This window comes from Variovorax sp. 05L425 (assembly GCF_056397705.1).
Genome location: NZ_JBFTNY010000020.1, coordinates 54855 through 76603 on the forward strand (window position 1 = coordinate 54855; position 21749 = coordinate 76603).

23 protein-coding genes are annotated in these 21749 nt (G+C 65.4%); 12 read left to right on the top strand and 11 right to left on the bottom strand.

Translation table 11 applies throughout. The annotated features are described in order from the left end of the window. The first annotated feature begins 28 nt into the window (after positions 1-28). The 5 genes from AC1DN9_RS21695 (at position 29) to AC1DN9_RS21715 (ending at position 3505) form a co-directional block, all read left to right on the top strand. Complete coding sequence (locus AC1DN9_RS21695) at positions 29-901, top strand: LysR family transcriptional regulator (protein WP_478103611.1); 873 nt, start codon at positions 29-31, stop codon at positions 899-901. 212 nt (positions 902-1113) lie between these two features. Further along, positions 1114-1737 carry an alpha/beta hydrolase gene (locus AC1DN9_RS21700; protein ID WP_478103612.1) on the top strand — a complete coding sequence of 208 codons (624 nt, stop codon included), beginning with the start codon at positions 1114-1116 and terminating at the stop codon, positions 1735-1737. 16 nt (positions 1738-1753) lie between these two features. Continuing rightward, on the top strand, positions 1754-2314 hold the full coding sequence (locus AC1DN9_RS21705) for a dihydrofolate reductase family protein (protein ID WP_478103613.1): 561 nt from the start codon (positions 1754-1756) through the stop codon (positions 2312-2314). A gap of 73 nt (positions 2315-2387) precedes the next feature. Next, on the top strand, positions 2388-2777 hold the full coding sequence (locus AC1DN9_RS21710) for a VOC family protein (RefSeq protein WP_478103615.1): 390 nt from the start codon (positions 2388-2390) through the stop codon (positions 2775-2777). Further along, the gene (locus AC1DN9_RS21715) at positions 2774-3505 is read left to right on the top strand and encodes an HAD family hydrolase (RefSeq protein WP_478103616.1); all 732 of its coding nucleotides are present in this window, start codon (positions 2774-2776) and stop codon (positions 3503-3505) included. Before AC1DN9_RS21710 ends, AC1DN9_RS21715 begins: the two co-directional genes overlap by 4 nt. 7 nt (positions 3506-3512) lie before the next feature. On the opposite strand, the gene AC1DN9_RS21720 is transcribed toward AC1DN9_RS21715, so the two are convergent. Together AC1DN9_RS21720 and AC1DN9_RS21725 are read right to left on the bottom strand one after the other, a co-directional pair. Next, positions 3513-3902 carry a VOC family protein gene (locus AC1DN9_RS21720; RefSeq protein ID WP_478103695.1) on the bottom strand — a complete coding sequence of 130 codons (390 nt, stop codon included), beginning with the start codon at positions 3900-3902 and terminating at the stop codon, positions 3513-3515. 166 nt (positions 3903-4068) lie between these two features. After that, complete coding sequence (locus tag AC1DN9_RS21725; RefSeq protein ID WP_478103617.1) at positions 4069-5040, bottom strand: LysR substrate-binding domain-containing protein; 972 nt, start codon at positions 5038-5040, stop codon at positions 4069-4071. 102 nt (positions 5041-5142) lie between these two features. Between AC1DN9_RS21725 and AC1DN9_RS21730 the strand changes: the two genes are divergently transcribed. Further along, positions 5143-6189: an alpha/beta fold hydrolase gene (locus tag AC1DN9_RS21730; protein ID WP_478103619.1), complete on the top strand. Its 1047-nt coding sequence runs from the start codon at positions 5143-5145 to the stop codon at positions 6187-6189. A gap of 67 nt (positions 6190-6256) precedes the next feature. On the opposite strand, the gene AC1DN9_RS21735 is transcribed toward AC1DN9_RS21730, so the two are convergent. Then, on the bottom strand, positions 6257-6571 hold the full coding sequence (locus tag AC1DN9_RS21735; RefSeq protein WP_478103620.1) for a hypothetical protein: 315 nt from the start codon (positions 6569-6571) through the stop codon (positions 6257-6259). A 345-nt stretch (positions 6572-6916) separates the two neighbouring features. Between AC1DN9_RS21735 and AC1DN9_RS21740 the strand changes: the two genes are divergently transcribed. Then, entirely contained in the window at positions 6917-7402 is a 486-nt protein-coding gene (locus AC1DN9_RS21740) for a glycerate kinase (protein WP_478103621.1), read from the top strand. On the opposite strand, the gene AC1DN9_RS21745 is transcribed toward AC1DN9_RS21740, so the two are convergent. Then, positions 7399-8388, bottom strand: a complete 990-nt coding sequence (locus AC1DN9_RS21745; protein WP_478103623.1) for a recombination-associated protein RdgC — start codon at positions 8386-8388, stop codon at positions 7399-7401. The two genes, AC1DN9_RS21740 and AC1DN9_RS21745, sit on opposite strands and share 4 nt — an antisense overlap. Before the next feature lie 119 nt (positions 8389-8507). Between AC1DN9_RS21745 and AC1DN9_RS21750 the strand changes: the two genes are divergently transcribed. Both AC1DN9_RS21750 and AC1DN9_RS21755 read left to right on the top strand, forming a co-directional pair. After that, positions 8508-9446, top strand: a complete 939-nt coding sequence (locus AC1DN9_RS21750; protein WP_478103624.1) for a branched-chain amino acid transaminase — start codon at positions 8508-8510, stop codon at positions 9444-9446. A gap of 5 nt (positions 9447-9451) precedes the next feature. Continuing rightward, a complete protein-coding gene (locus tag AC1DN9_RS21755) occupies positions 9452-9664 on the top strand; it encodes a zinc-finger domain-containing protein (protein ID WP_478103625.1) in 213 nt (70 codons plus the stop codon). Here the strand turns inward: AC1DN9_RS21755 and AC1DN9_RS21760 are convergent. The 7 genes from AC1DN9_RS21760 to AC1DN9_RS21790 form a co-directional block, all read right to left on the bottom strand. Further along, positions 9630-10892, bottom strand: coding sequence for an O-antigen ligase family protein (locus AC1DN9_RS21760; protein WP_478103626.1), 1263 nt, complete (start codon positions 10890-10892; stop codon positions 9630-9632). The genes AC1DN9_RS21755 and AC1DN9_RS21760 overlap by 35 nt on opposite strands. 127 nt (positions 10893-11019) lie before the next feature. Continuing rightward, complete coding sequence (locus tag AC1DN9_RS21765) at positions 11020-12204, bottom strand: sensor histidine kinase (protein WP_478103628.1); 1185 nt, start codon at positions 12202-12204, stop codon at positions 11020-11022. 7 nt (positions 12205-12211) lie between these two features. Beyond that, entirely contained in the window at positions 12212-12925 is a 714-nt protein-coding gene (locus AC1DN9_RS21770) for a response regulator (RefSeq protein ID WP_478103629.1), read from the bottom strand. Between the two features lie 115 nt (positions 12926-13040). Then, positions 13041-14669 carry an NAD(P)/FAD-dependent oxidoreductase gene (locus AC1DN9_RS21775; protein WP_478103630.1) on the bottom strand — a complete coding sequence of 543 codons (1629 nt, stop codon included), beginning with the start codon at positions 14667-14669 and terminating at the stop codon, positions 13041-13043. Positions 14670-14676: 7 nt separating this feature from the next. Beyond that, positions 14677-15507 (bottom strand): beta-ketoacyl synthase chain length factor, encoded by an 831-nt coding sequence (locus AC1DN9_RS21780; protein ID WP_478103632.1) that lies wholly within the window; start codon positions 15505-15507, stop codon positions 14677-14679. Next, positions 15504-16697 (bottom strand): beta-ketoacyl-[acyl-carrier-protein] synthase family protein, encoded by a 1194-nt coding sequence (locus tag AC1DN9_RS21785; RefSeq protein WP_478103633.1) that lies wholly within the window; start codon positions 16695-16697, stop codon positions 15504-15506. Before AC1DN9_RS21785 ends, AC1DN9_RS21780 begins: the two co-directional genes overlap by 4 nt. A 120-nt stretch (positions 16698-16817) precedes the next feature. After that, complete coding sequence (locus AC1DN9_RS21790) at positions 16818-18188, bottom strand: AmpG family muropeptide MFS transporter (protein WP_478103634.1); 1371 nt, start codon at positions 18186-18188, stop codon at positions 16818-16820. A 123-nt stretch (positions 18189-18311) separates the two neighbouring features. On the opposite strand from AC1DN9_RS21790, the gene atzF reads away from it, so the two are divergent. Genes atzF through AC1DN9_RS21805 form a run of 3 tightly spaced genes read left to right on the top strand, consistent with a single transcriptional unit; the run spans position 18312 to position 21672 of the window. Next, positions 18312-20048: an allophanate hydrolase gene (gene atzF, locus AC1DN9_RS21795; RefSeq protein WP_478103636.1), complete on the top strand. Its 1737-nt coding sequence runs from the start codon at positions 18312-18314 to the stop codon at positions 20046-20048. Beyond that, a complete protein-coding gene (locus AC1DN9_RS21800; protein ID WP_478103637.1) occupies positions 20045-20251 on the top strand; it encodes a DUF4089 domain-containing protein in 207 nt (68 codons plus the stop codon). The genes atzF and AC1DN9_RS21800 overlap by 4 nt, the downstream gene beginning before the upstream one ends. Beyond that, positions 20248-21672 carry an AtzE family amidohydrolase gene (locus tag AC1DN9_RS21805; protein ID WP_478103638.1) on the top strand — a complete coding sequence of 475 codons (1425 nt, stop codon included), beginning with the start codon at positions 20248-20250 and terminating at the stop codon, positions 21670-21672. Before AC1DN9_RS21800 ends, AC1DN9_RS21805 begins: the two co-directional genes overlap by 4 nt. Positions 21673-21749 lie beyond the last annotated feature (77 nt).

The following is a 21749-nucleotide window of genomic DNA, read 5'->3' on the forward strand; positions in this document are numbered from 1 at the left end:
AAGCATCGATCCTTGAGATGCTCGATCGGTGATCAGCGAACTCCAGACATTCATTGCCGTGCGCAAGCATGGCACCTTTGCGGCCGCAGGAGAGCGCATCGGCCTGACGCAGTCAGCGGTCAGCAGCCAGATCAAGCGGCTCGAAGAAGCCTTGGGCTTCGAACTCTTCGACCGGACCGGGCGGTCCGCCACCTTGAACGCGGCAGGTCAAACAACGCTCGCGCGTGCGGAGGAAATCTGCGCGCTCTACGCAAAGCTCGGCGATCCACCCAGCGACACGTCCACGCGCGGGCTCCTGCGCATCGGGGCCATTGCTTCGGCGCAACCGACGCTTCTGGCGCGTGCGCTCGAACGATTTCGCAAGGCGCTTCCGCAGGTGCTCGTGCATGTGTCGCCCGGCGTGTCGATGCGCCTGATGGACGATCTGGACGCCGGACAAATCGATGCGGCCCTGATCATCCGGCCGCCGTTCGGCGTGCTGCCTGAATTGACATGGCAGGCCCTGGTGCACGAGCCCTATGTCCTCATCGCACCCAAGACCGTGCCGGGAAAGAACTGGCGAACGCTCATCCAGTCGCAGCCCTTCCTTCGCTATGACCGCGCCTCGTTCGGCGGGCGGCTGGTGCAAGGATTCCTGCGCCGCGAGGGTCTTGCGGTCCACGATTCCATCGAGATCGATGAAATATCGGGACTCATCCATCTGGCATCGAAGGGCTTGGGCGTCGCGCTGGTGCCGTTGGTCGAGGCGCACCTTCCGCTGCCGCCGGGCGTGCGCGCGATCTCGTTGGGGGAATCGACGTTCTACCGCCAGATCGGCCTGCTCAGGCGCAAGCCCCGGGCCAGCCCGCCCGTCGTCGCGCAGTTCGCGGAGTGTCTTCGAGAGGCCGCCGAGGCGCGATAGGGCTTCCGCGCAGACGGATTCACATGAAGAATGCACGAATCATTTCTCGGATCGTGTGGTGCGGCCTTCTCCTTCTGACAGCGCTTGTCGCCCCCGTCCTCGCCCTCGTGTCACTTCAAGACCGCCTCCTCTACTATCCCGCAAAGGCCGAGATTTCAGACTTGGCGTCTGCCGGTCTTCGACCTTGGCCTTCAGCCGGCGAATTCCGCGGATTGATCGCTGATTCCGCTGGCTCGAAGCGTGGCACGGCGATTGTTTTCCATGGCAATGCAGGCCATGCGGGCGATCGCGCGTACTACGCAGAAACACTCGAGGCGCATGGCCTGCGCGTCATACTTGCCGAGTACCCAGGGTATGGCCCGCGGGATGGCAGCGTCGGTGAGACCAGTCTCGTGGACGATGCCGATGAGACGATCAGGCTGGCCTACGAGATGTATGGCGCACCGCTCATGATCGTCGGGGAGTCCTTGGGCTCTGGCGTCGCGGCGGCAGCGGCTGGGCGGCAGCGGAACCGGGTCGCAGGACTGCTGCTGATCACGCCATGGAACCGCCTGGAGAACGTGGCGGCGTATCACTACCCGTGGCTGCCTGTTCGATGGCTACTGCGCGATCGTTACGACAGCGAGACGAACCTGCGGGACTTCGGTCGTCCGATCATGGTCGTCATTGCGGAGCGCGACAGTGTCGTGCCGCCAACCTTCGGGCGGGCACTCTATGAGGCACTACCCGATCCCAAGAGATTGACCTTGGTCAAAGGTGCCGAGCACAACAACTGGCAGGCGCACCTGGACCATGGTTGGTGGACGAAGACCGTGGAATTTCTCCTTGGCCCCTGAACAGCACGAGGCGCGAATGAAAACCCAGTACTTCACAGCAACAAGTCTCGACGGGTTCATTGCGACCGAGGATGACTCGCTCGACTGGCTGTTTCCGCTTGGCGACTTGAATGCCTCCAGCTATCCGGCGTTCATCGCCAATGTGGGTGCGTTGGCAATGGGATCGGCGACTTACGAGTGGATGGTGCGCAACGCAGAAAAGGTTGCCGCTGAGACTGGCTCGACATGGCCCTATGCTCAGCCAGCCTGGATCTTCTCGAGTCGCAAGCTTCCAACCATCGAAGGTGGGAACATCCGATTCGTCAATGGCGATGTGCGACATGCTCATGCCGCAATGCGAGCCGCTGCTGGAACCCAAAACATCTGGATCGTTGGAGGCGGAGATCTCGCGGGTCAGTTCTACGATGCTGGGTTGCTGGACGAACTTGTTGTCCAGGTTGGTTCGGCCACGCTCGGCAAGGGGAAGCCGCTTTTCCCGCGCAGAGTGCTGAACCCGGTTCTGCGCCTGGTGTCTGTCCGCCAGATGGGCATTGGCATGGTCGAGTTGCGCTATGAAGTGCGCAAGGGTGATATGTGATCTCCTGGTCGATCAGAGAACTCCTCCGTCATGGCCTCGAAGAATTCAGGATTGAGTGTTGAACAGGAATCCAATGCGCATCGAGCATATTGCCCTTTGGACTGATGACCTTGAGCGTTGCAAGCAGTTCTACACGCGATATTTCGGCGCCATTGCCGGCAGCGGCTACATCAACGCGTCGAAGGGCTTCGAGTCTTGTTTCCTCAGCTTCAAGGAAGGGGCGCGCATCGAGGTCATGAAGACGACCTCGCTACGCCCTGTCGCCATCGAGCCGGGTGCTCAGCGTATGGGCTTGACGCATTTCGCGGTGTCGCTGGGGTCGGAGGCGCTCGTCGACGAACTCACGCGGCGCCTGAAGGACGACGGATATCCAGTGCTTGACGGTCCTCGAAGAACCGGGGACGGCTACTACGAGAGCGTCGTCCTCGACCCGGACGGCAACCGAATCGAGATCACCGCGTGACGGAACAGGCGAGGGTCGACTCCGGAGCTGGGCTGGAGAGCAGCCATCCAACCAGAAAGCCTGTGGTTGTCCTTGACCTCGACGGCGTGATCATCCGATCGAACTTCGTCAAGCACAGGTCAATGCTGGCATTGTTCGCCGACTACCCGGACAAGTGTGCGGCCATCGATGCCTACATCCTCGACAACGGCGGCGTTGCCCGACGCGACAAGCTGATGGCGATACTCGAAACCATCGTCGGCGTCGAGGCCACACAGGAACGACTGGCTCAGTACCTTGCGCGATATGCGAAAAGCCTTGAGGCGTCGCTCGCTGTCGCGCCGCTTGTCGAGGGCATCAAGGCGTTCGCTGCCAGGGGCGACCATGCCTTCTATGTCAGTTCGACGGCTCCGGAAGAGGAGGTACGCGACCAGCTCGTCCGGAATGGCCTCCTTCACTGCTTCGCCGGGGTCTACGGGAGTCACACCCCAAAGGCCAAGGCTCTGGCGGAAATCTCGAAGCAGCATCCCAATGAGGAGATCGTGTTCTTCGGCGATTCGCTTGGTGACCTGGACGCAGCCCGAGAAGCTCGCGTCGCATTTGTGGGGGTGACGAACGAGCGCGACAACTTCAAGGGCATTGACGTCGTGAAGCTCGAAGACTTTGGCTCACCGGAGGCGGTGAACCACGCGATGCGCGCAGCGACCCGCATGCGAAGCGGCGCTTCGGGAAGCACGCCCTCAAGGTAATCACCAATCACGCCACGGCGAACAACGAATCCAGGTTCGCGAACGACTTCATCTCGATGGCGTTGCCCGAAGGGTCGAGGAAGAACATCGTCGCTTGCTCGCCCGGTTCGCCCTTGAACCGGATGTAGGGCTCGATGACGAATGGGGTCTTGTGTGCGATGAGCTTGTCGGCCATGGCTTGCCACTGGTCCATCGGGAGCACGGCGCCGAAGTGGCGCACCGGGACGTCGTGCCCGTCGACGGCACTGTGCTGATGATGGCCGCATTCATCGGGGGCCAGGTGCGCCACGATCTGGTGGCCGTAGAAATTGAAGTCGACCCATTCGGGCGCGCTTCGGCCCTCCGGGCAACCCAGCAGCTCGCCATAGAACGCGCGGGCCTCGTCAATGTCCCGCACGGGAAACGCGAGGTGAAACGGAATCGGTGTGTGGGGCGTGGTCATGAGAGTCATCACGGCGAGAGTTCAGGTAGCCAGACTCTAAGCAGTGGCTCTCATCACCGAAAGCGATATATTTTCTTGCTGAGCTTCTCGATTCTTGATGAATGAAGGTCGAGGGAAGCACCTACCTGGGCGCAGGCAACTTCGTTCGCGCTGGTGCTGTGCTTCGGGCTCGCCGGCCCGGCCCCTGAAAGACCGAGAACTTTTCCCGAATCTCGCCAAGCAAGCTGCTCGCCGCAATCGACAACGGCCGACCACCGCGAACGATCAGCTTGACTTGCGCCGACCGGCAAAGCGGGTGCGCCAGATCGAGCGCCACAAGATGCCCCGCATCGACCTCCGCCGCCGCAGCCAGCCCGGCGCCGATGAAGGTCACCCCATCCGTGGTCCGCACGAATCGCTTGAGCGCCGCCACCGAGTTGCTGCGCAGGGTCGCATGCAGCTTCACGTTCTCGGCGTATTCGAGCAACTCGACGAGGATCCCGACGCCGTAGCCCGCCGGCATGAGTCCCAGCGGATATCCCGTGATCTGCCGCAGATGCAGCGGCCCGCCGAACCGCGTGAGCGGATGGCCAGCACGAACAAGCAGCTTGGCCGGCGCGGCTGCAGTTGCGACGACTTCGAGCCGAGGCTCGGCAGGCGGGTTGTACGCGAGGCCGATGTGCGCCTCGTCGTCGACGACTGCGCGCACGAGTTCATTGGCGGGCACGGCATCGACCACGACGTTCAGCTTCGGGTGCGCGGCACAGAAGGCCGAGACGACCTGATCCAGCAGGCCGTCGATGAAGCCCTCGCTCGCGACGATCCTGACTGTGCCGGCTTCAAGTGACTTGACCGCGCGGAGCCGCTCGGCCAATTGCTCCTGATGGGCTTGGCAGCCGCGCCAGTATTCGAGCAAGTGCTGGGCGGCATCGGTCGGCACGACGCCCCGGGCCTGCCGCTCGAACAGGTCCAGCCCGAGTTCCTCCTCCAGCAACGCCACCTGTCGGGTGATCACCGACGGCGCGGTGTTGAGGCTGTCCGCTGCGGCCCGGATCGAGCCGTGGGTGAGGACTTCACGGAAGTACCTCAGTCGTTTCTGGTTGATTTCGCGCATGACGTAGTGTTGCTCAACGAGCAACGAAGTAGTCAACAGATTGCTATTGGTCGAACGATGGCAAAGGCAAAGAATCCGTTCCATCGCACCACGGAGAACGCCATGTCCGAATCCTTCAAACTTCAACGCCGCAGCTTCCTGGGCAGCGCAGCCGCCGGGATCGCCCTCGCTGAATCGCTGCTTCCGGCCTTCGCCCAGGCAGCGACGCCATCGCAGCAGAAGCCCGTCGCAGGCTCGGGCGCCGCGCCACGAAGGCTCGAACCGATCCGTCAGATCCGCGCCGGCGAACTCGATGTCGGCTACTACGAAGCCGGCCCGCGCGATGGCACGCCCGTGTTGCTGATGCACGGCTACCCCTACGACATCCACAGCTATGCCGACGTCGCGCCGCTGCTCGCTGAGCGCGGATTCCGCGTGATCGTGCCGCACCTTCGCGGTCACGGCACAACGCGCTTTCTCGACCCGTCGGCGCCGCGCAATGCGCAGCAATCCGCCGTCGCGCTGGACCAGATCGCGCTGCTCGACGCGCTGGGCATCGACCGCGCCTTGATGGTCGGCTACGACTGGGGCGCGCGCACGGCCTGCATCATCGCGGCGCTGTGGCCGGAGCGCTGCCTGGGGCTGCTGACGGTCGGCGGCTACATCGTCACCAATCTCGCTGCTGCCGGAATGCCTTTGCCGGCGAAGGCCGAACACGACTGGTGGTACCAGTACTACTTCGCGCTGGAGCGCGGCCGCGCGGGCCTGAAGGCCAACCGGCGCGACATCGCCAAAATCCTGTGGACGAACAACTCGCCGAAGTGGGACTACGACGAAGCGACTTTCGAACGCAGCGCGGCGTCTTTCGACAACCCTGACTACGTCGACATCGTGGTCCACAACTATCGCTGGCGCCTTGGCCTGGAGCCCGAACAGCCGAAGTACGACGAGTGGGAAAAGCGGCTCGCCACGCAGCCGGTGATCACCGTTCCGACGATCACGATGGACGGCGCGACCAACGGCATCGTGCCGGCCAGCGACGGCAAGGCGCAGGCGGCGAAGTTCAGCGGGCCGCGTACGCACCGAGTGGTGCAGGCCGGTCACAACGTTCCGCAGGAGGCGCCGCAGGCTTTCGTCGACGCCGTCGTGGCGTTGGCCTCGGGGCACTGACGAACATGAATGCGCCGATCCTCGCCGTGGCTTACCGATCGGCTGAAGCTCTACCAACTACCTTCTGCTAATGCTTGGGGCACAGAGACAGCGCCGCTTGCGCGTCGGTGCAACTCTTGCCTCCAGCATCGTCACTCCGCTTCGCTGGCGCAGCGGCGGTTGTCAGGGGTGCGGCATCGGGCTCTGGCTCTGTCTGCCCGTTCGGCGACATGCTCGTCAGGAGCGGCTTGATGGTGTCGGCGATGGATGCGGCGGACCAATCCCATGCGGAGGCGACCGAACTCTTGACCGACGACCAGCGCTCGGGGGAAGCGTCGGAATTCCAATGCGTGAAAGGCCCGAACAGCAACACGAGAAAAATCAACAGCAAGCCTGCGCGCATGGCCGGTGAAGTGCTGCGCGCTCGCTCCCGTCTTCTTGCTGGCGTCGACGGCAGTCGCGATCTGCCACGTGGCGGGAGTGAATCGGAGGGGGCGCCGGCAGTTGTGTGAGCGCCGAAGCGGACACCCGAAAACCTGCCGTGGCAATAGCAACAATATTTGGCACGATCGATGTTCGCCGAGTGACACGCGTCGCAGTACTTCGTCATGAAGAGGATTCCTCCTTCCGTACTTTTTTGTGTTTTCTTCGGCGTGGATGTAAGAGGAAGACGGATGTCGTTGTCTCATTTGGCGACGTGCCGCACCGCCCGGGCTCCTCGGAAAAAAGTCGCGCGACAATCGGCCCCATGAATTTCGGCAAGATCCTCGTCCCCATCGTTGGCATCGTATTGATCGGCGGGGCCTATCGCAGCTATGGCTGGGCCGGCGTGGCGCTTGCCGCCGGCGCCATGATCATGTTCGTTCTTTTGAATATCAATCGCGCGATCACGGTCTTGAGGCGCGCGGCCGACCGGCCCATCGGCTCGGTGGCGAGCGCCGTGATGCTCAACGCGAAGCTCAAGCCGAAGGCGACCCTGCTGCACGTGGTCGCGATGACGCGCGCGATCGGCGAACTCCGTACGCCCAAGGACACCCAGCCCGAAGTGTTCCGCTGGACCGACGCGGGCGGCTCGTGGGTCGATGCCACCTTCGTCGGCGGCAAGCTCACCGAATGGAAGATGGTGCGGCCGGAGGTGCCAGAGACGGTCGAGGACGATGGTGCGCAGGCGGATGCGCCCAGCGCCGACGCCGTGAAGCCCGGCGCGACGGACGCCCTGCGCCCGCCCGTTTAAAACGGCGCCGACTCGTCGGCCAGCGCTTCTTCCGCGTTTGGCGTGGCTTTGACGGCCGCAGGCGCTGCATTGACCGTCGCCGCGCCCAGTTGCATTTCACCGCCCAGCGCGTCGAGCAATTCGGGCACCAACTGGCCGAGTTCACCCGTCGCGATCGCGGCGTCCGCGTCGAAGTTGTCTTCCTTGCCCGAGGCCGGCGCGTCGTCGAGCGTGCCTTCCAGGAATACGATCTTGCGAATCTGCAGACCTTCCGTCAGCTCGAATGAAACGCGGTCGTCCCACGTCATCGCAAGGCGGGTCGGTCGCTTGCCATCGGCGATGTGCTGCCGCACTTCCTCGATGTCGAGCGGATGCTTGGCATAGCGCACCACGGCCTTCGATTCGTCACTGGCCTTGAGTTCGCATTCGCGGTCGATCGTGAAGCCGGCCGGCGGCTCCTGGGTCGACAGCCAGTTCGACATCGCGACGGCAGGCTCGACCTGCGTGTTGATCAGCGCGACCGCAAAGCCGTCCAGCGCCTTCACCAGGTTCGTCACGACTTCATCCGCGCGTGCCGCATTGCTCGAATTGACCACCAGCCGGCGCGCAGCAGGATCGATCCACACCGCCACGCGCGCGTGCCGCGTGAAGGCCAGCGGCAGTAGCTCGTGCGTGACGTCTTCCTTGAGTTCCTTCTTTTCCTTCTTGCCGGGCTTGCGGCCGGTGGTGGCCTCGATCTGCGCGGCGCGCTCGTCGACCTTGCGGCGAACCACCGAGGCCGGCAGCGTCTTGCTTTCGACCATGAATTCGAGCAGCCACTGGCCGCCGATCGATTCGGCGAGCGGACCGTGGTCTTCGCCGCGAGGCTCGACCCAGCCGGTGGACTTCTCCTGCGAAGGGCTGCAGGGGACGAAGCGCTGCGCATCGAGGCACTTCTCGACCTGATCGAGCGACTGCGACCACGTAGGCTCGATGCGGTAGACGATGACATTCTTGAAGACGGACACTGAAACCCTTTTCTCTGGCGATTGGCAAAGCTGAGCATTGTCGGTGCGGTGCCGACGGTCGCGGTCGTAAAATCGAAAGCTTTTGCGACTTACCCCCCAAACGCCTGAGGACCTAGAACATGAGCGCGCTGCCCCCCGCACTGGACGACCGTGACGGCAAGATCTGGATGGATGGTGATCTCGTGGACTGGCGCGAAGCCAAGATCCACGTGTTGACCCACACGCTGCACTACGGCTGCGGTGTCTTCGAAGGCGTGCGCGCCTACAAGACGGTCGACGGCACGGCGATCTTCCGCCTGGCGGAGCACACGGAGCGCCTCTTCAACAGCGCCAAGATCCTGCGCATGAAGATCCCGTTCACGCCCGAACAGCTCAACGAGGCGCAGAAACAGGTGGTGCGCACCAACAATCTCGACAGCTGCTACCTGCGCCCGCTGGTGTGGATCGGCTCCGAGAAGCTCGGCGTCAGCCCCAAGGGCAACCGCATCCACGCGATGGTCGCCGCATGGTCCTGGGGGGCCTACCTCGGCGAAGAAGGCATGAAGCGCGGCATCCGCGTCAAGACGTCGAGTTACACGCGACATCACGTCAACATCACGATGACGCAAGCCAAGGCGGTGAGCAACTACAGCAACTCCATCCTGGCCAACATGGAGGCGTTGGACGACGGCTACGACGAAGCCCTGCTGTTGGACGCAAGCGGCTTCGTCTCCGAAGGCGCGGGCGAGAACATCTTCGTGGTCAAGGGTGGTGTGGTCTACACGCCCGACCTGTCGGCCGGCGCGCTCAACGGCATCACCCGCAATACCATCCTGCACATCTGCAAGGACCTCGGCATCGAAGTCGTGCAGAAGCGCATCACGCGGGACGAGGTCTACATCGCTGAAGAAGCCTTCTTCACGGGCACTGCGGCCGAAGTCACGCCGATCCGCGAACTCGACCGCGTCGAGATCGGCAAGGGTTCGCGTGGCCCCGTCACCGAAAAGATCCAGAACGCGTTCTTCGATATCGTGAACGGACGCAACCCCAAGTACGCCCACTGGCTCACGAAGATCTAAAAACCATGTCGTCTCCCAAAGCCGTCATCGAACTGCTCGCCAAGGACCTGAACGATCAGGGCGGCGTGTTCTGCCCGAACCCGAAGGCCGACATGCCGCTCTGGAGCGCGCACCCGAAGGTCTATCTCGACGTTGCCCGGACCGGCGAAGCCAAGTGCCCTTATTGCGGCACGGTCTACCGTCTCAAAGCGGGCGAGGCGGTGGGTCACCACCACTGAGCTTCAGGGCGATCCGGCGCGGCACGAGCTCGCGCCAGGCATCGCCCGGTTCCTGCGCGAGCCGCAGGTAAACCATCGTCACCCACAGGAGCGACAGCCCGATCTGCGCATCACGAAGCGCGGAGTTCAGGCTTGTCGCGATCAGCATGATCAGGATGGCGGCAAAGGCCCGGCAACCGGCCAGGTCGTTGCGTCGCCACGCAACCCACAGCGCCGTGAGAATGATCGCGAGCAGGCTCAGCGAGCCCGGGATGCCGGCTTGCGAGCCCATCCAGAGAAAGTCGTTGTGCGGCATGTTGTAGTCCGCCAGGAGCTTGGGTCCGCGCAGGTGCCATTGCTCTGTCCAGCCGCCGATGCCCCAGCCCATGACCGGCTTGTCCTCGATCATGCGCGCGGTGTCGCGGTACATGTAGTAGCGCACCACCCAGCTGCCTTCTGACACCGCGCCCGCCTGTGCGGCTTCGAGTTCCTGCAGGCCCAGCTCGAACTTCTGCTGGACTGAAGGCGTGTTCCAGATGCCGACTGCTGCCACTACGGCGACCAGCGCGATCGCGATCGCGAGCACTTCGAGTTGCTTGCGCCATTGGTGCACGCAGGCCGCCGCGATCGCCAGGATCAACGCAAGCAGCGAGGTGCGCGAGACGAGCGCGAGCGTGATGACCACAGCCACCACCAGCGTGAGCGCAAAGGCCGGCAGTGCCCGCCGAACAAACTGATGTTCCCTGATCGCCTGGATGCCGTACACCGCGGCCGTTGCGCCCATGATGGTGAAGAGCAGGGCGTTGCTGATGGATTTGTTGCCGACCGGCATCAACACCCCGCGCCACACTTCCAGCACCGGCAGTCCCACCGTGTAGTACAGCGCGATCAGCACGAAGTTCACGAGCCCGATGAGCCAGAAGCCGCGCAGTGCCCAGAGGGCTTCGTCGCGAGTGAGCGCCTGCGCCATCAGAACCGTGGCGGCAATGCGAAGTCCATGGCCCAGGTTCGAGCCAGTCTGCGGGTAGTGCCGCCCGACAGCCAGCACGATGAGCGTCCAGGCCACGTAGACCACGACGGGCCACCACAGCGGATTCGCGCGAAGGCGCGCCGCGCGTTCACGCAGCCCGCCGGCGCAGAACAACGTGATCAGCAGCAAAACCGCCGCCGCATAGGTAGCCCCGACGGGCATGAACACAGTGAGCCCCCAGAACATGGCTGCGGGACGGACGATGTTCGATCTCTGCATGGGGCGCGATTCTAGAGAGGTAACTTGTTCGAGAAACACCGCGGAACCGGCTCCGCCGGGCCGCTGGTGTCGCCCCCGGCAGGGGGTGGGCGGCTACACGAAGTGAGCCAACCTGGGGGCGAGCCAATCAGTGCGGCAATGTGATGACGAAACTCGCGCCGCCGCCTGGGCGGTCTTCGCAGCGTACATTGCCGCCGTGGCGCTCGGTGATCGACTTGACCAGTGCCAGGCCAAGGCCGACTCCGCCGTTTCTCTCGCTGGCGCCAGGCAGCCGATAGAACGGCTCGAAAATGCGCTCCCTCAGCGCCGCGGGCACCCCGGGGCCGCGGTCGTTGACGCGAATCTCCGCCGCACCGTTGCGGCTTCCAAGTTCCACGCTGGTTTCGCCGGCACCGTAGCGACGGGCGTTTTCCAGGAGGTTGCGGATCGCACGGCGCAGCAGGCGCGGCACGCCGCGCACCGTGAGCACGTCGCCGTCGGTGCCGTCGATCACATCGAGATCGGCGTCCACGCGCGCACATTCCTCGGCCGCGAGGCCGGTGAGGTCCACGGTCTCGACTGTGCCCATGTCGGCTTCCTTGGCGTCGAGCCTGCTCGCGAGAAGGATCTCGTCGATCAGCTGGTCGAGTTCGCCGATATTGCGCGAGATTTCGTCGCGCGCGGCGAGGCTGGGACGCTCGCCCATCAGCTCCAGGCCCATGCGGATGCGCGTGAGCGGAGAGCGCAGCTCGTGCGAGGCATTGGCGAGCAGCGACTTGTGCGAGCGCACCAGTTGCTCGATGCGGGCCGCGGCGGCATTGAAGCGATTGGAAAGATCGGCCACCTCGTCCTGTCCGTCCTCGGCGACGCGCACCGAGAGGTCGCCTTCGCCCCAGCGTTGTACGCCGCGCTGCAACACCTCGAGTCGTTTGGTGATCCGCCGCACGATCGGGTAGACGCCCAGCGCGACGGCCACACCAACCAGCGCGACCATCCAGCCCAGTCCGAATGGCGAGCGCCATGGTGCCAAAGCGGACGGCGGAGGCGGGCGATCGCGTGGCGCGACCCGCAGCGTGAGGGAGCGCCCGTCGTTCAGCGTCACGTCGAACTCCAGCCCCTGGCCCGGCACGCGCGTGGCCTTGCCGCCGCCGATGGCACGGTCCTGGTCGTCCAGCACCACGACGTCGCGCGGTACGGGCGCCAGCCTTTCGCGTTCGTACTCGGCGGCTTCTCGCACGATCCAGTTGGCGGTCAGCGTGAGGATGAAGACACCCGCGACCACCGCCAGCCAGATGCGGACGTAGAGATGACGCTGGTAAAGCTTCAGGAGCATCGACGGTTCAGTCTTGCTGCTTGGCGAACACGTAGCCGACACCGCGCACGGTGAGGATGCGCTTCGGATTCTTGGCATCGATCTCGATCGCGGCGCGGATGCGGCCCATGTGCACGTCGATCGAGCGGTCGAAGGCTTCGAGCTCGCGGCCGCGCACGGCTTCCATGATCTGGTCGCGCGTCAGCACGCGGCCGGCGCGCTCCGCCATCGCGGTCAGCAAGTCGAACTGGTAGGAAGTGAGGTCCGCCGGATCGCCGCTGACGGTGACCGTGCGCGCATTGCGATCGATTTCGAGCGAGCCGAAGCGCATCACCGAAGGTGCGCTCGAATCGGCCGCGCCTTCGCCGCGGCGGCGCAGCACGGCGCGGATGCGGGCGAGCAGCTCACGCGGTTCGAAGGGCTTCGGCAAATAGTCGTCGGCGCCGATCTCGAGGCCGATGATGCGGTCCATCGGATCGCCCTTGGCGGTGAGCATCAGCACCGAGACCTTGGCGAGCCCGTTGGGCAACGCCCGGATGCGGCGGCAGATCTCCAACCCGTCGGTATCGGGCAGCATCAGGTCGAGGATGACGAGGTCAGGGCTGCGCTGCTGCAGCATCTCGAGCCCGCTGCCGCCGTCAGCGGCGTGGCTGAAGCCGAAACCCGACTGCGTCAGGTACTCGCCCACCATGTGGGCCAGCCGGGTGTCGTCTTCGATCATCAGGAGTTGGGGGGTACTCATGGGTCAACCTTCGTGCGCGCTCGGTGTCGGGCGTTTGATGTTGCTAGGTTCTTCCTGCGCCGCCAAGCAGGCTTGAACGCTTCGTAAAGTTGGGTAAATGTCGTGGCGGCGGCTTTCATCCCGACGCGAAAAGCATGGGTTCGCGCGGGATCTCGGGGCCGATGGCATGCGGTCTTTCGTCCAGTGCCGCTTGCAGGCCTTCCGCTGCGAGTTCAGGGTGATCGCGGGTAGCGCGCTCCAGAATCTCGGCCGCCAGTGCGCGCAACTGCTGCGCCGAATCCCTCATCCGGCCTTCGAAGGCACGATCGTCCAGCCGGTCCGTGAGGCAGCGGTTGAGCTCGGCAAACCAAGGCAGCGCTGCCTGATCGAGCATCAGCGGTCGATTGCGGCGGAAGCTCACGCCGGACCACGCACGCAAGAATTCCTGCATGGCGACATTGAGTCGCTGGCAATGCTGGAGCTCTTCGCGCAGGCGGCCCAGCAGTGCCAGGTCGGTGAGTCGATGCTGGAAGAAGATCTGCGACAGCACCCCCCAGTAGTAGGTGTAGTCCCAGATCACCTTGACCGGCAGTACCTCGGGATCGCCGAAGAGCGAATACTGGTCGGTGTAGAGCGCCAGCGTGCTCTCATAGAACGAGTGGTAGATCTGGTCGTAGAGCTGCGCGCGTGCATCCACGGTGTGGCCGGCGCGGTCGTGCGCGATCAAATCGGTGATGTAGGTGTTGCCGACCGCGATGAAATCACTGCCCGGCGAATAGAACGGATCGAGAAACAGGCCGGCCTCGCCCGTCAGCGCCCAGCGTTGGCCGGAAAAAACCTGCTTGCAGCCATACGAAAACCCGCGGAAGAAGGCGAAGTCCTGCAGCAGATGGCGCTTTTCGTCGAGATCGTCGTACAGGCGCGGCTGCCAGGTGCGGAGCCACTGCATCGCCTTGTCGAAGGTGTCCATCCGCTCGAGCGGGTGGATGCGCGGGTCCGCCACGATGCCGACTGAATGGGAGCCCGATGCCAGCGGAATGAGCCACACCCAGTAGCCCGCGCCCACCAGATGGTTGGTCGAGAGCCAGCGTGCCCGCGGTTCGCAGCGTGCGCGCCATTCCGGGTCGTCGGACCAGTCGTCGATCATGATGCGCTCGCCGATGCGAAACCACACGGCATTGCAGTCGTGCGCGTTGGGCTGTGCCAGGCCGAGCTTGCGCTTGAGCATGCCGGCCCGCCCGCAAGCATCGACCAGCCAGCGGGCATGAATGGCATGCGATTCGCCGTGGCGCGCCCATTCGATCCGATGCGGGCAGTGCGCATCTTCGGCCAGTTCGATCCGGCGGACGGTCGCGCTGTCGATGAAGCGCACACCCCGGCGAGACGCTTCCTCGGCCAGGAAGTTTTCGAAGATGCCGCGGTCGATCTGGTAGCTGGGCACCGAGAGATAGCGGCTGGCGCCGATCTCGGTGACGTTTTCGATGTCGCGCCGGCCCTCGCTGAAGAAGAACCGGAATCCGAACTTGCGCAGCTGCGCGCCGTGCATGTGTGGCTTGAGGCCGAGCACCGTGTCGAAGTAGTGCGCGCCGATCTCGACCGACGACTCGCCGATCTTGTGCGTGGCCTGTGGCACCGGATGGGTCCGGCGCTCCAGCACCACGACGTCGAGGTCGGCGAAGCGCTGTTTGATCTGCAGCGCGAGCGTGAGCCCGGCAAGGCCGCCACCCATGATCACAACGTCGTGTTCGGAGGGCGGCATGCTCATGAGACCCTCAGCCTTGCCCTTCGAGTTGCAATGTGGGTTGCAGTTGAAGCTGCAGCGAGAGCTTGGCAGACAGCGGCAGGCTGAGCGATTCGGCATCGTCGTGCGCCAGTGCCTCGAAGAAGGGAAGTGCGTCGGCCATCGCATTGGCATCGAGCGCGCGCGCGGCGTCGCTCCGCAGCGCGGGCGTCGTCGCCGGTCCGGTGGCGAGCGACCATTCGAGCGCGGCCACGGTGCGCTCGGTGCGTGTCGGCGAAACGACGAGGGCCACCGCCAGCAGGCCGCGGCTGGTCGTCACCGAAGCGAGCGCGCCCACGGCAGGCATGTCGTAGCCAACGAGCAGCACAGGCTGCTGGTCTGCGGCGCATTGCGCCGCGGCTTCGAGCAGGCCGGCGGCGAAGGTGCTTTCGTAGGCGGTCAGCGAATTGCTCGCGGCCATGCAGCCGGTGCCGATCGTCCAGTAGCCCACGGCGGCGTTGTGCACCGAGTTGTGGAACTTGATCGGCGACAGCAACTTGGGATCGGCGGCCAGCGTGCTGCACATGTAGTCGTTGATGCCCAGATCGCCGTGCGCCGATGCGAACACGCAGGGCAGGTCGGCGGCGTTTCGACCCGCGCCGGCGACCGCTGCGGTCGCGACCTCGAGCGCCAGCGCCACGGTGTCGGGCGCGCGGCGGCGCTCGGCCGGGGCGAGGACTTGCGGCGACGGCCGCTTGGCCGGCGGATCGGCCGGGCTTGCCTCGCCGCGAAAGACGGCGCTGGCAATGTCCCAGCCAGGCAATGTGGGCGCCCAGAAGGCGGGGCCTTCGATGTAGAGGGTGGGAGTCTTTGCGCCACTCATGCCGCTGCTCCTTTTCCGAAGATCAGCGAGCAGTTGTTGCCGCCGAAGCCGAAGGAATTGCTCAGCGCGTAGCGCACTTCCCCGCGTGCGGGCTTCAGCTTGATCTGCGGGCCGCACTCGGCGTCGAGCGTGGTGGTGTTCACGGTGCCGGGCTTCAGGCCCGTTTCGATCGCCAGCAGGCTGATCACGGCTTCGACGATGCCTGCCGCACCCAGTGTGTGGCCGGTGAATCCCTTGGTCGAGCTGGCGTGGGTGGTCTCGGGGAAGCGCCGCGCGACCAGCGCGCCTTCGACTTCGTCGTTCTTGGTGCTGGCCGTGCCGTGCATGTTGATGTAGTCGATGGCTTCTGCCTTCAGGCCGGCGCGCGCAAGCGCATCGTCGAGCGCTTTCTCGGCACCCAGTCCTTCGGGATGAGGCGTGGACATGTGGTGCGCGTCGCTCGCTTCGCCATAGCCCAACAGTTCGAGCTTGCCCTGACCGCGCTCGACCAGCGCGAAGCCCGCGGCTTCGCCGAGGCTGATGCCGTTGCGGTCGGCGTCGAAGGGCCGGCACGGTTCAGGCGAGACCAGTTCGAGCGAATTGAAGCCGAAGAGCACGCTGCCGCAGAGCGTGTCGACGCCCCCGACCACGGCCGCATCGACCAGCCCGAGACGGATCAGGCGCTCGGCCGATGCGAACACCTTGGCGCTTGACGAACAGGCGGTGGAGATCGTTTCAGCAGGCCCTTCGAGGCCTAGCGCCTCCTGCACGAACATCGTGAGCGAATGCGGTGTATGGACCTTTGGGCGTCGCTGGTCAACCGGGAACGCGCCGTCATCGAGCCGTGTGTAGGCCGCCTCGGTTTCGCCGATGCTTGACGTGGATGTGCCCAGGATCAGCGCGATGCGCGCGGGGCCATGGCGCTTGGACGCATCGGCCACGGCCTCCATGAAGCCGTCGGCCTGCATGCCCAGCCACGCCAGTCGGTTGTTGCGGCAATCCCAGCTCGCGAGGTGCTCGGGGAGCCGCAGCTCTTCAAGGCCGTCGACGCGTCCGATCCATGTCGGCAGCGGCGTCGGGCCGAAGTCATTGGCGCGGAGCCCGCTGCGCGACTGTTCGAGCGCGGCGAGGAGAGATGCCTTGCCGGCGCCGACGGACGACGTCGCCGTGAAGGCGCTGATATGCAGTGGGGGGATGCGTGAAGGTGACACGATGAAGAAAGGTGTGTACCGAAGACGGCAGCGTGAAAACTGCACAGCCTAACAGCAAGCTCCCGGGGTCGGACGTCAGTGAATGCCGCGGCTGGGCTCGGGCTGGCGGGCCGCGTTGGGTCAGGACGGCGCCGAGTCGGCGGACTCAGCAGGGGCTTTTGCCTTGCCGTTGCTGTACGACCGCGACGCCAGCGCCACCAGGAACAGCACCGGCACGCCCAGCATCGCCGTGCCAATGAAGAAGGCGCTGTAGCCGTGGGCGTCCACGAACGCGCCCGAATAGCCGGCGATGAACTTCGGCAACAGCAGCATCAGTGAACTGAACAGCGCGTACTGCGTGGCCGAATAGCTCACGTTAGTCAGGCTTGAGAGATAGGCGATGAATGCCGCCGAGGCGATGCCTCCGGCCAGGTTGTCGGCCGACACCACGACGACGAGCGCGGTCAGGTCGTGCCCGCGCGTGGCCAGTCCCGCGAAGAGCAGGTTGCTCGCGGCGCTCAGGACGGCGCCGAGCATCAGCACCCGCATCACGCCCAGCCGCATCGACAGCACGCCGCCGACGAAGGCGCCGGCCAGCGTCATGATCACGCCGTAGACCTTGCTGACCGTGGCAACCTCGTCCTTGGTGAACCCCATGTCGACGTAGAACGGATTGGCCATGATGCCCATCACCACGTCGCTGATCCGGTAGATGGCGATCAGCGACAGGATCAGCACCGCTTGCCACCGGTAGCGGCGGATGAAGTCGGCGAAGGGTTCGATCAGCACGCTCTCCAGCCATTCGCCGACGCTCTTCGGCTGCGGCAGCACGGCGCGCACGGGCTCGGGCGAAAGGAGCACAGTGATCACGCCCACGGCCATGGACCCGGCCATCACGAGATAGGCGAACTTCCACGCCGCGTTCTGGTAGCCGGTGATGCCGGACACCTCGGCCCACGCTGCGACCCACAGGACGCCCGCGCCCGCCCAGATCATCGCGAGCCGGTAACCGGTCTGGTAGGCCGCCGCCAGCGCGGCCTGCTTGCGCGTCGCCGCGGATTCGATACGGAAGGCATCGAGCGCGATGTCTTGCGTGGCGGAGGCGAAGGCGACCAGCAGCGCGCACCAGACCAGCGGCGGCAGGCCGTCGCGCGGATCGTTGAAGGCCATGCCGCAAAGCCCGGCGATCACGGCCATCTGCGCCAGCAGGAGCCAACCCCGTCGCCGCCCGAGCAGCGTGGTCAGCGGAGGGATGGGCAGTCGGTCGACCAGAGGCGCCCAGACCCACTTGAAGCCGTAGGCCAAGCCGACCCAGCTCAGGAAACCGATCGTGGTGCGGTCGACGCCGGCCTCCCGCAGGCGAAAGCTCAGCGTGCCCAGCACCAGCAGCAAGGGCAGGCCGGCAGAGAAGCCCAGCGCCAGCATGCGCAGGGTGGCGGGTTCAAGGTAGACCTTGAGCGCGTCGCGCCAGGGCGGGGAAGGAGAGGCTTCGGCAGCCGGTGGTGCGGACATGGAGAGGTGTCGTTGAGGCCTCTCATTATTCCCGCATGTCTCGCGCAGGCGACGGTCCGGCTCTTGGCAAACGCTGGCATACGGTTTGCAAGGCATCTTGTACACAAGACAGGACGCTTAACGATGGTGCATGAAGATGGCTTGCCCGAAGGCAAGACCAAGGATCCGCAGACCAACGAGATCGCCGCGCGGGCGTGGATCACGCGCCTCGACACGCCGCTGCACGGTGCAGACACCGGCCCGCTGTCCGGCCTGTGCTTTGCGGTCAAGGACAACATCGACGTGGCCGGCGTGCCCACCACGGCGGCGTGCCCCGCCTTCGAGCGGACGCCGACCGCACACGCCCAGGCGGTGCAGCGTCTGCTCGATGCCGGTGCAGCGGTGCTCGGAAAGACCAATCTGGACCAGTTCGCCTGCGGGCTGAGTGGCACGCGCTCGCCCTACGGTGCGGTGCCGAACAGCTTCAATGCGCGCTATGTGTCGGGCGGATCGAGCTCCGGCTCGGCCTATGTCGTGGCGACGGGGCAGGTCGATTTCGCGCTCGGCACCGACACCGCCGGCTCCGGACGTGTGCCGGCGGGGCTCAACAACATCGTCGGCATCAAGCCGTCGCGCGGCCTCGTCAGCGCGCGCGGCGTGGTGCCTGCGGCGCAGAGTGTGGATTGCGTGTCGATATTCGCCCGCACGGTGGAAGTCGCTGCCCGCGTGCTGCAGGCGGCGATGGGCTTCGATTCGGAAGACCCCTATTCGCGCGACCTCGCGCTGATGACGCAGCCGCTGCCGAGAAGCTTTCGCTTCGGCGTTCCGTCGAAGCTCCGGTTCTTCGGCGATGCCCTGTCCGCCAAGGCCTTCGCCCGCGCCGTCGAACAGATGAAGGCGCTCGGCGGCACGCCCGTCGAGATCGACTATGCGCCGCTGGCCGAGGCCGCAGCGCTGCTCTATGACAGCGCCCTGGTGGCCGAACGCTACGCAGCCGTCCGCGACTTCTTCGACGCCCACGAGGCCGAGGTGATCGAGCCCGTGCGCGGCATCATCGCCCAGGGACGGCGCTACAGCGCGGCCGACTATGTCGATGCACGCGTGAAGCTGCAGGCGCTGGGCCAACGCGCCGCCGCCATCTGGAACGACATCGACGTCCTGATGGTGCCGACCGCGCCGACGCACTACACGATCGAAGCGATGCGGGCCGATCCGGTCGGCCTCAACCGCAACTTCGGCGAATACACCAACTTCGTGAATCTGCTCGACTACGCAGCGATCTCGGTGCCGTCGAGCATGCGGGAGGATGGCCTGCCATTCGGCATCACCTTGATCGGCCGCTGCGGCAGCGACTTCCAGCTTGCCGAGCTCGGCCAGCGCTTTCACCATGCCACGGTCCTGCCGCTGGGCGCGACCGACGAGCCGATGCCGGTGCCCGCGCCGCTGCCGCTCGTTGCGCAGCCGGCTGTGACCAAGGTGGCGGTCGTCGGTGCCCATTTGTCGGGCATGCCGCTCAACGGCCAGTTGACCGAAAGGGGCGCTCGCCTGCTGCACGCCACGTACACGGCGCCCGAATACCGCCTCTTTGCGCTGCCCGGCACGGTACCGCCGAAGCCCGGCCTCCTGCGCGTGCCGTCCGGCGAAGGCGCAGCGATCGCTGTCGAAATCTGGGAGATGCCGCTCGCGCAGTACGGCGGCTTCGTTGCGCTCATTCCGGCGCCGCTGGGCATCGGAAGTCTCGGGCTCGCCGACGGGAGCAGCGTACAAGGCTTTCTTTGCGAAGCGCTCGCCGTGGCCGATGCCGAGGACGTCACGCACCACGGCGGATGGCGCGCCTACATCGCCTCGCGCGACACCTCTGATTCTCAGGTGCAGCCATGACGCCGGCACAGATCGAAGCCTATGTCGACGCGGCCTCTGCCGCATTGGGGTTGCGGCTGCGCCCCGATCATCGGCCCGGGGTCGTGCGCTACTTCGGGCTCGCCGCGGAGTTCGCCGCGATCGTCGAAGCCGTGCCGCTCGATCCGCATGACGAAGCGGCGGTGAGTTTTGCGCCGGTCTCGCCGAAGGAGAAGGAGGAATGACCGCAGCGGAATTCCTGCGTCGCGATGCATCGGCGATGGCAGCGGCGGTGCGCGCCGGCATGGTCAGCGCGACTGCGCTCGTCCAGGCGAGCCTGGATCGCATCGACGCAACGGACGGACGCGTCAACGCCTTCACGGACGTGGTCCGCGAGCGCGCGCTGCGGCGAGCGGCGCAAGTCGACGCGTCACTGGCATCGGACAAGAGTGCCCGCACGCGCGAGCTGCCGTTGCTTGGCGTGCCTTTCGCGGTGAAGAACCTCTTCGACATCGCCGGCCTCCCGACTCTCGCCGGCTCGAAGATCGAACGCGAGAGCCAACCGGCGCGAGGCGATGCAGCGCTCGTCCGCCGCCTTGAAAGCGCCGGTGCAGTCCTGGTGGGCGCGCTCAACATGGACGAGTACGCCTACGGCTTCACCACGGAAAACAGCCACGTAGGTCCGGCGCGCAATCCGCATGACCTGTCGCGCATTGCCGGCGGTTCGTCGGGTGGGTCCGGCGCGGCCGTTGCGGCAGGGCAGGTGCCACTCTCGCTGGGCTCCGATACCAACGGATCGATCCGCGTGCCGGCGTCGCTGTGTGGCGTCTTCGGACTGAAGCCGACCTTCGGCCGTCTGCCGCGCACCGGCAGCTTTCCCTTCGTGTCGAGCCTCGATCATCTCGGGCCTTTCGCGCGCTCGGTACGCGACTTGGCGCTTTCCTACGATGCGATGCAAGGTCCGGAGCCCTTCGGCCTGCGCGATCCTGGGTGCGCACAGCGCGGCGTGGAACTCACGACGCCCACACTCGCGCGCGGCCTGCAAGGGCTTCGGATCGGCGTACTGGGCGGCTACTTTCGCGAACGTGCGCAGCCCGAGGCGCTGACTGCCGTCGACGCTGTCGCGCAAGCACTGGGCGCGAGCCACACGGTCGAGCTGCCGATGGTCGAAGCCGGACGCGCCGCCGCCTTTCTCATCACCAATGCGGAGGGCGCAGCGCTGCATCTGCCTGACCTCCGTACCCGTCCGCAGGACTTCGAGCCCTTGTCGCGTGATCGCTTCCTCGCCGGTGCGCTGCTGCCCGCGGCTTGGGTTGCGCGTGCACAGCGTGTGCGTCGACGCTATGCCGAACAGGTGGCGCGGCTGTTCGAGCGCTTCGACGTGCTGATTGCCGCTTCGACGCCCTGCGCGGCGACGCCGATCGGCGCCGAGTGGTTCGAGCTCAACGGCCAGCGTCTGCCAGTCCGTCCCAACATGGGTGTGCTGACCCAGCCCATCTCATGCATCGGCCTGCCCGTGTGCGCAGTGCCTGTGTGGGGAGCGCATCCGGATCTGCCCATCGGCGTCCAGGTGATCGCTGCGCCTTGGCGCGAAGACCTCGTCCTGCGGATCGCCGCCGCGCTCGAATCCGCGGGCGTGGCCCAGGCACCCGTCGCGACCTTATGACTCGCCCCCAGGTTGCCCGCACTTCGTGTCGGGCGCCCACCCCCTGCCGGGGGCAATACCAGCGGCCCGGCGAAGCC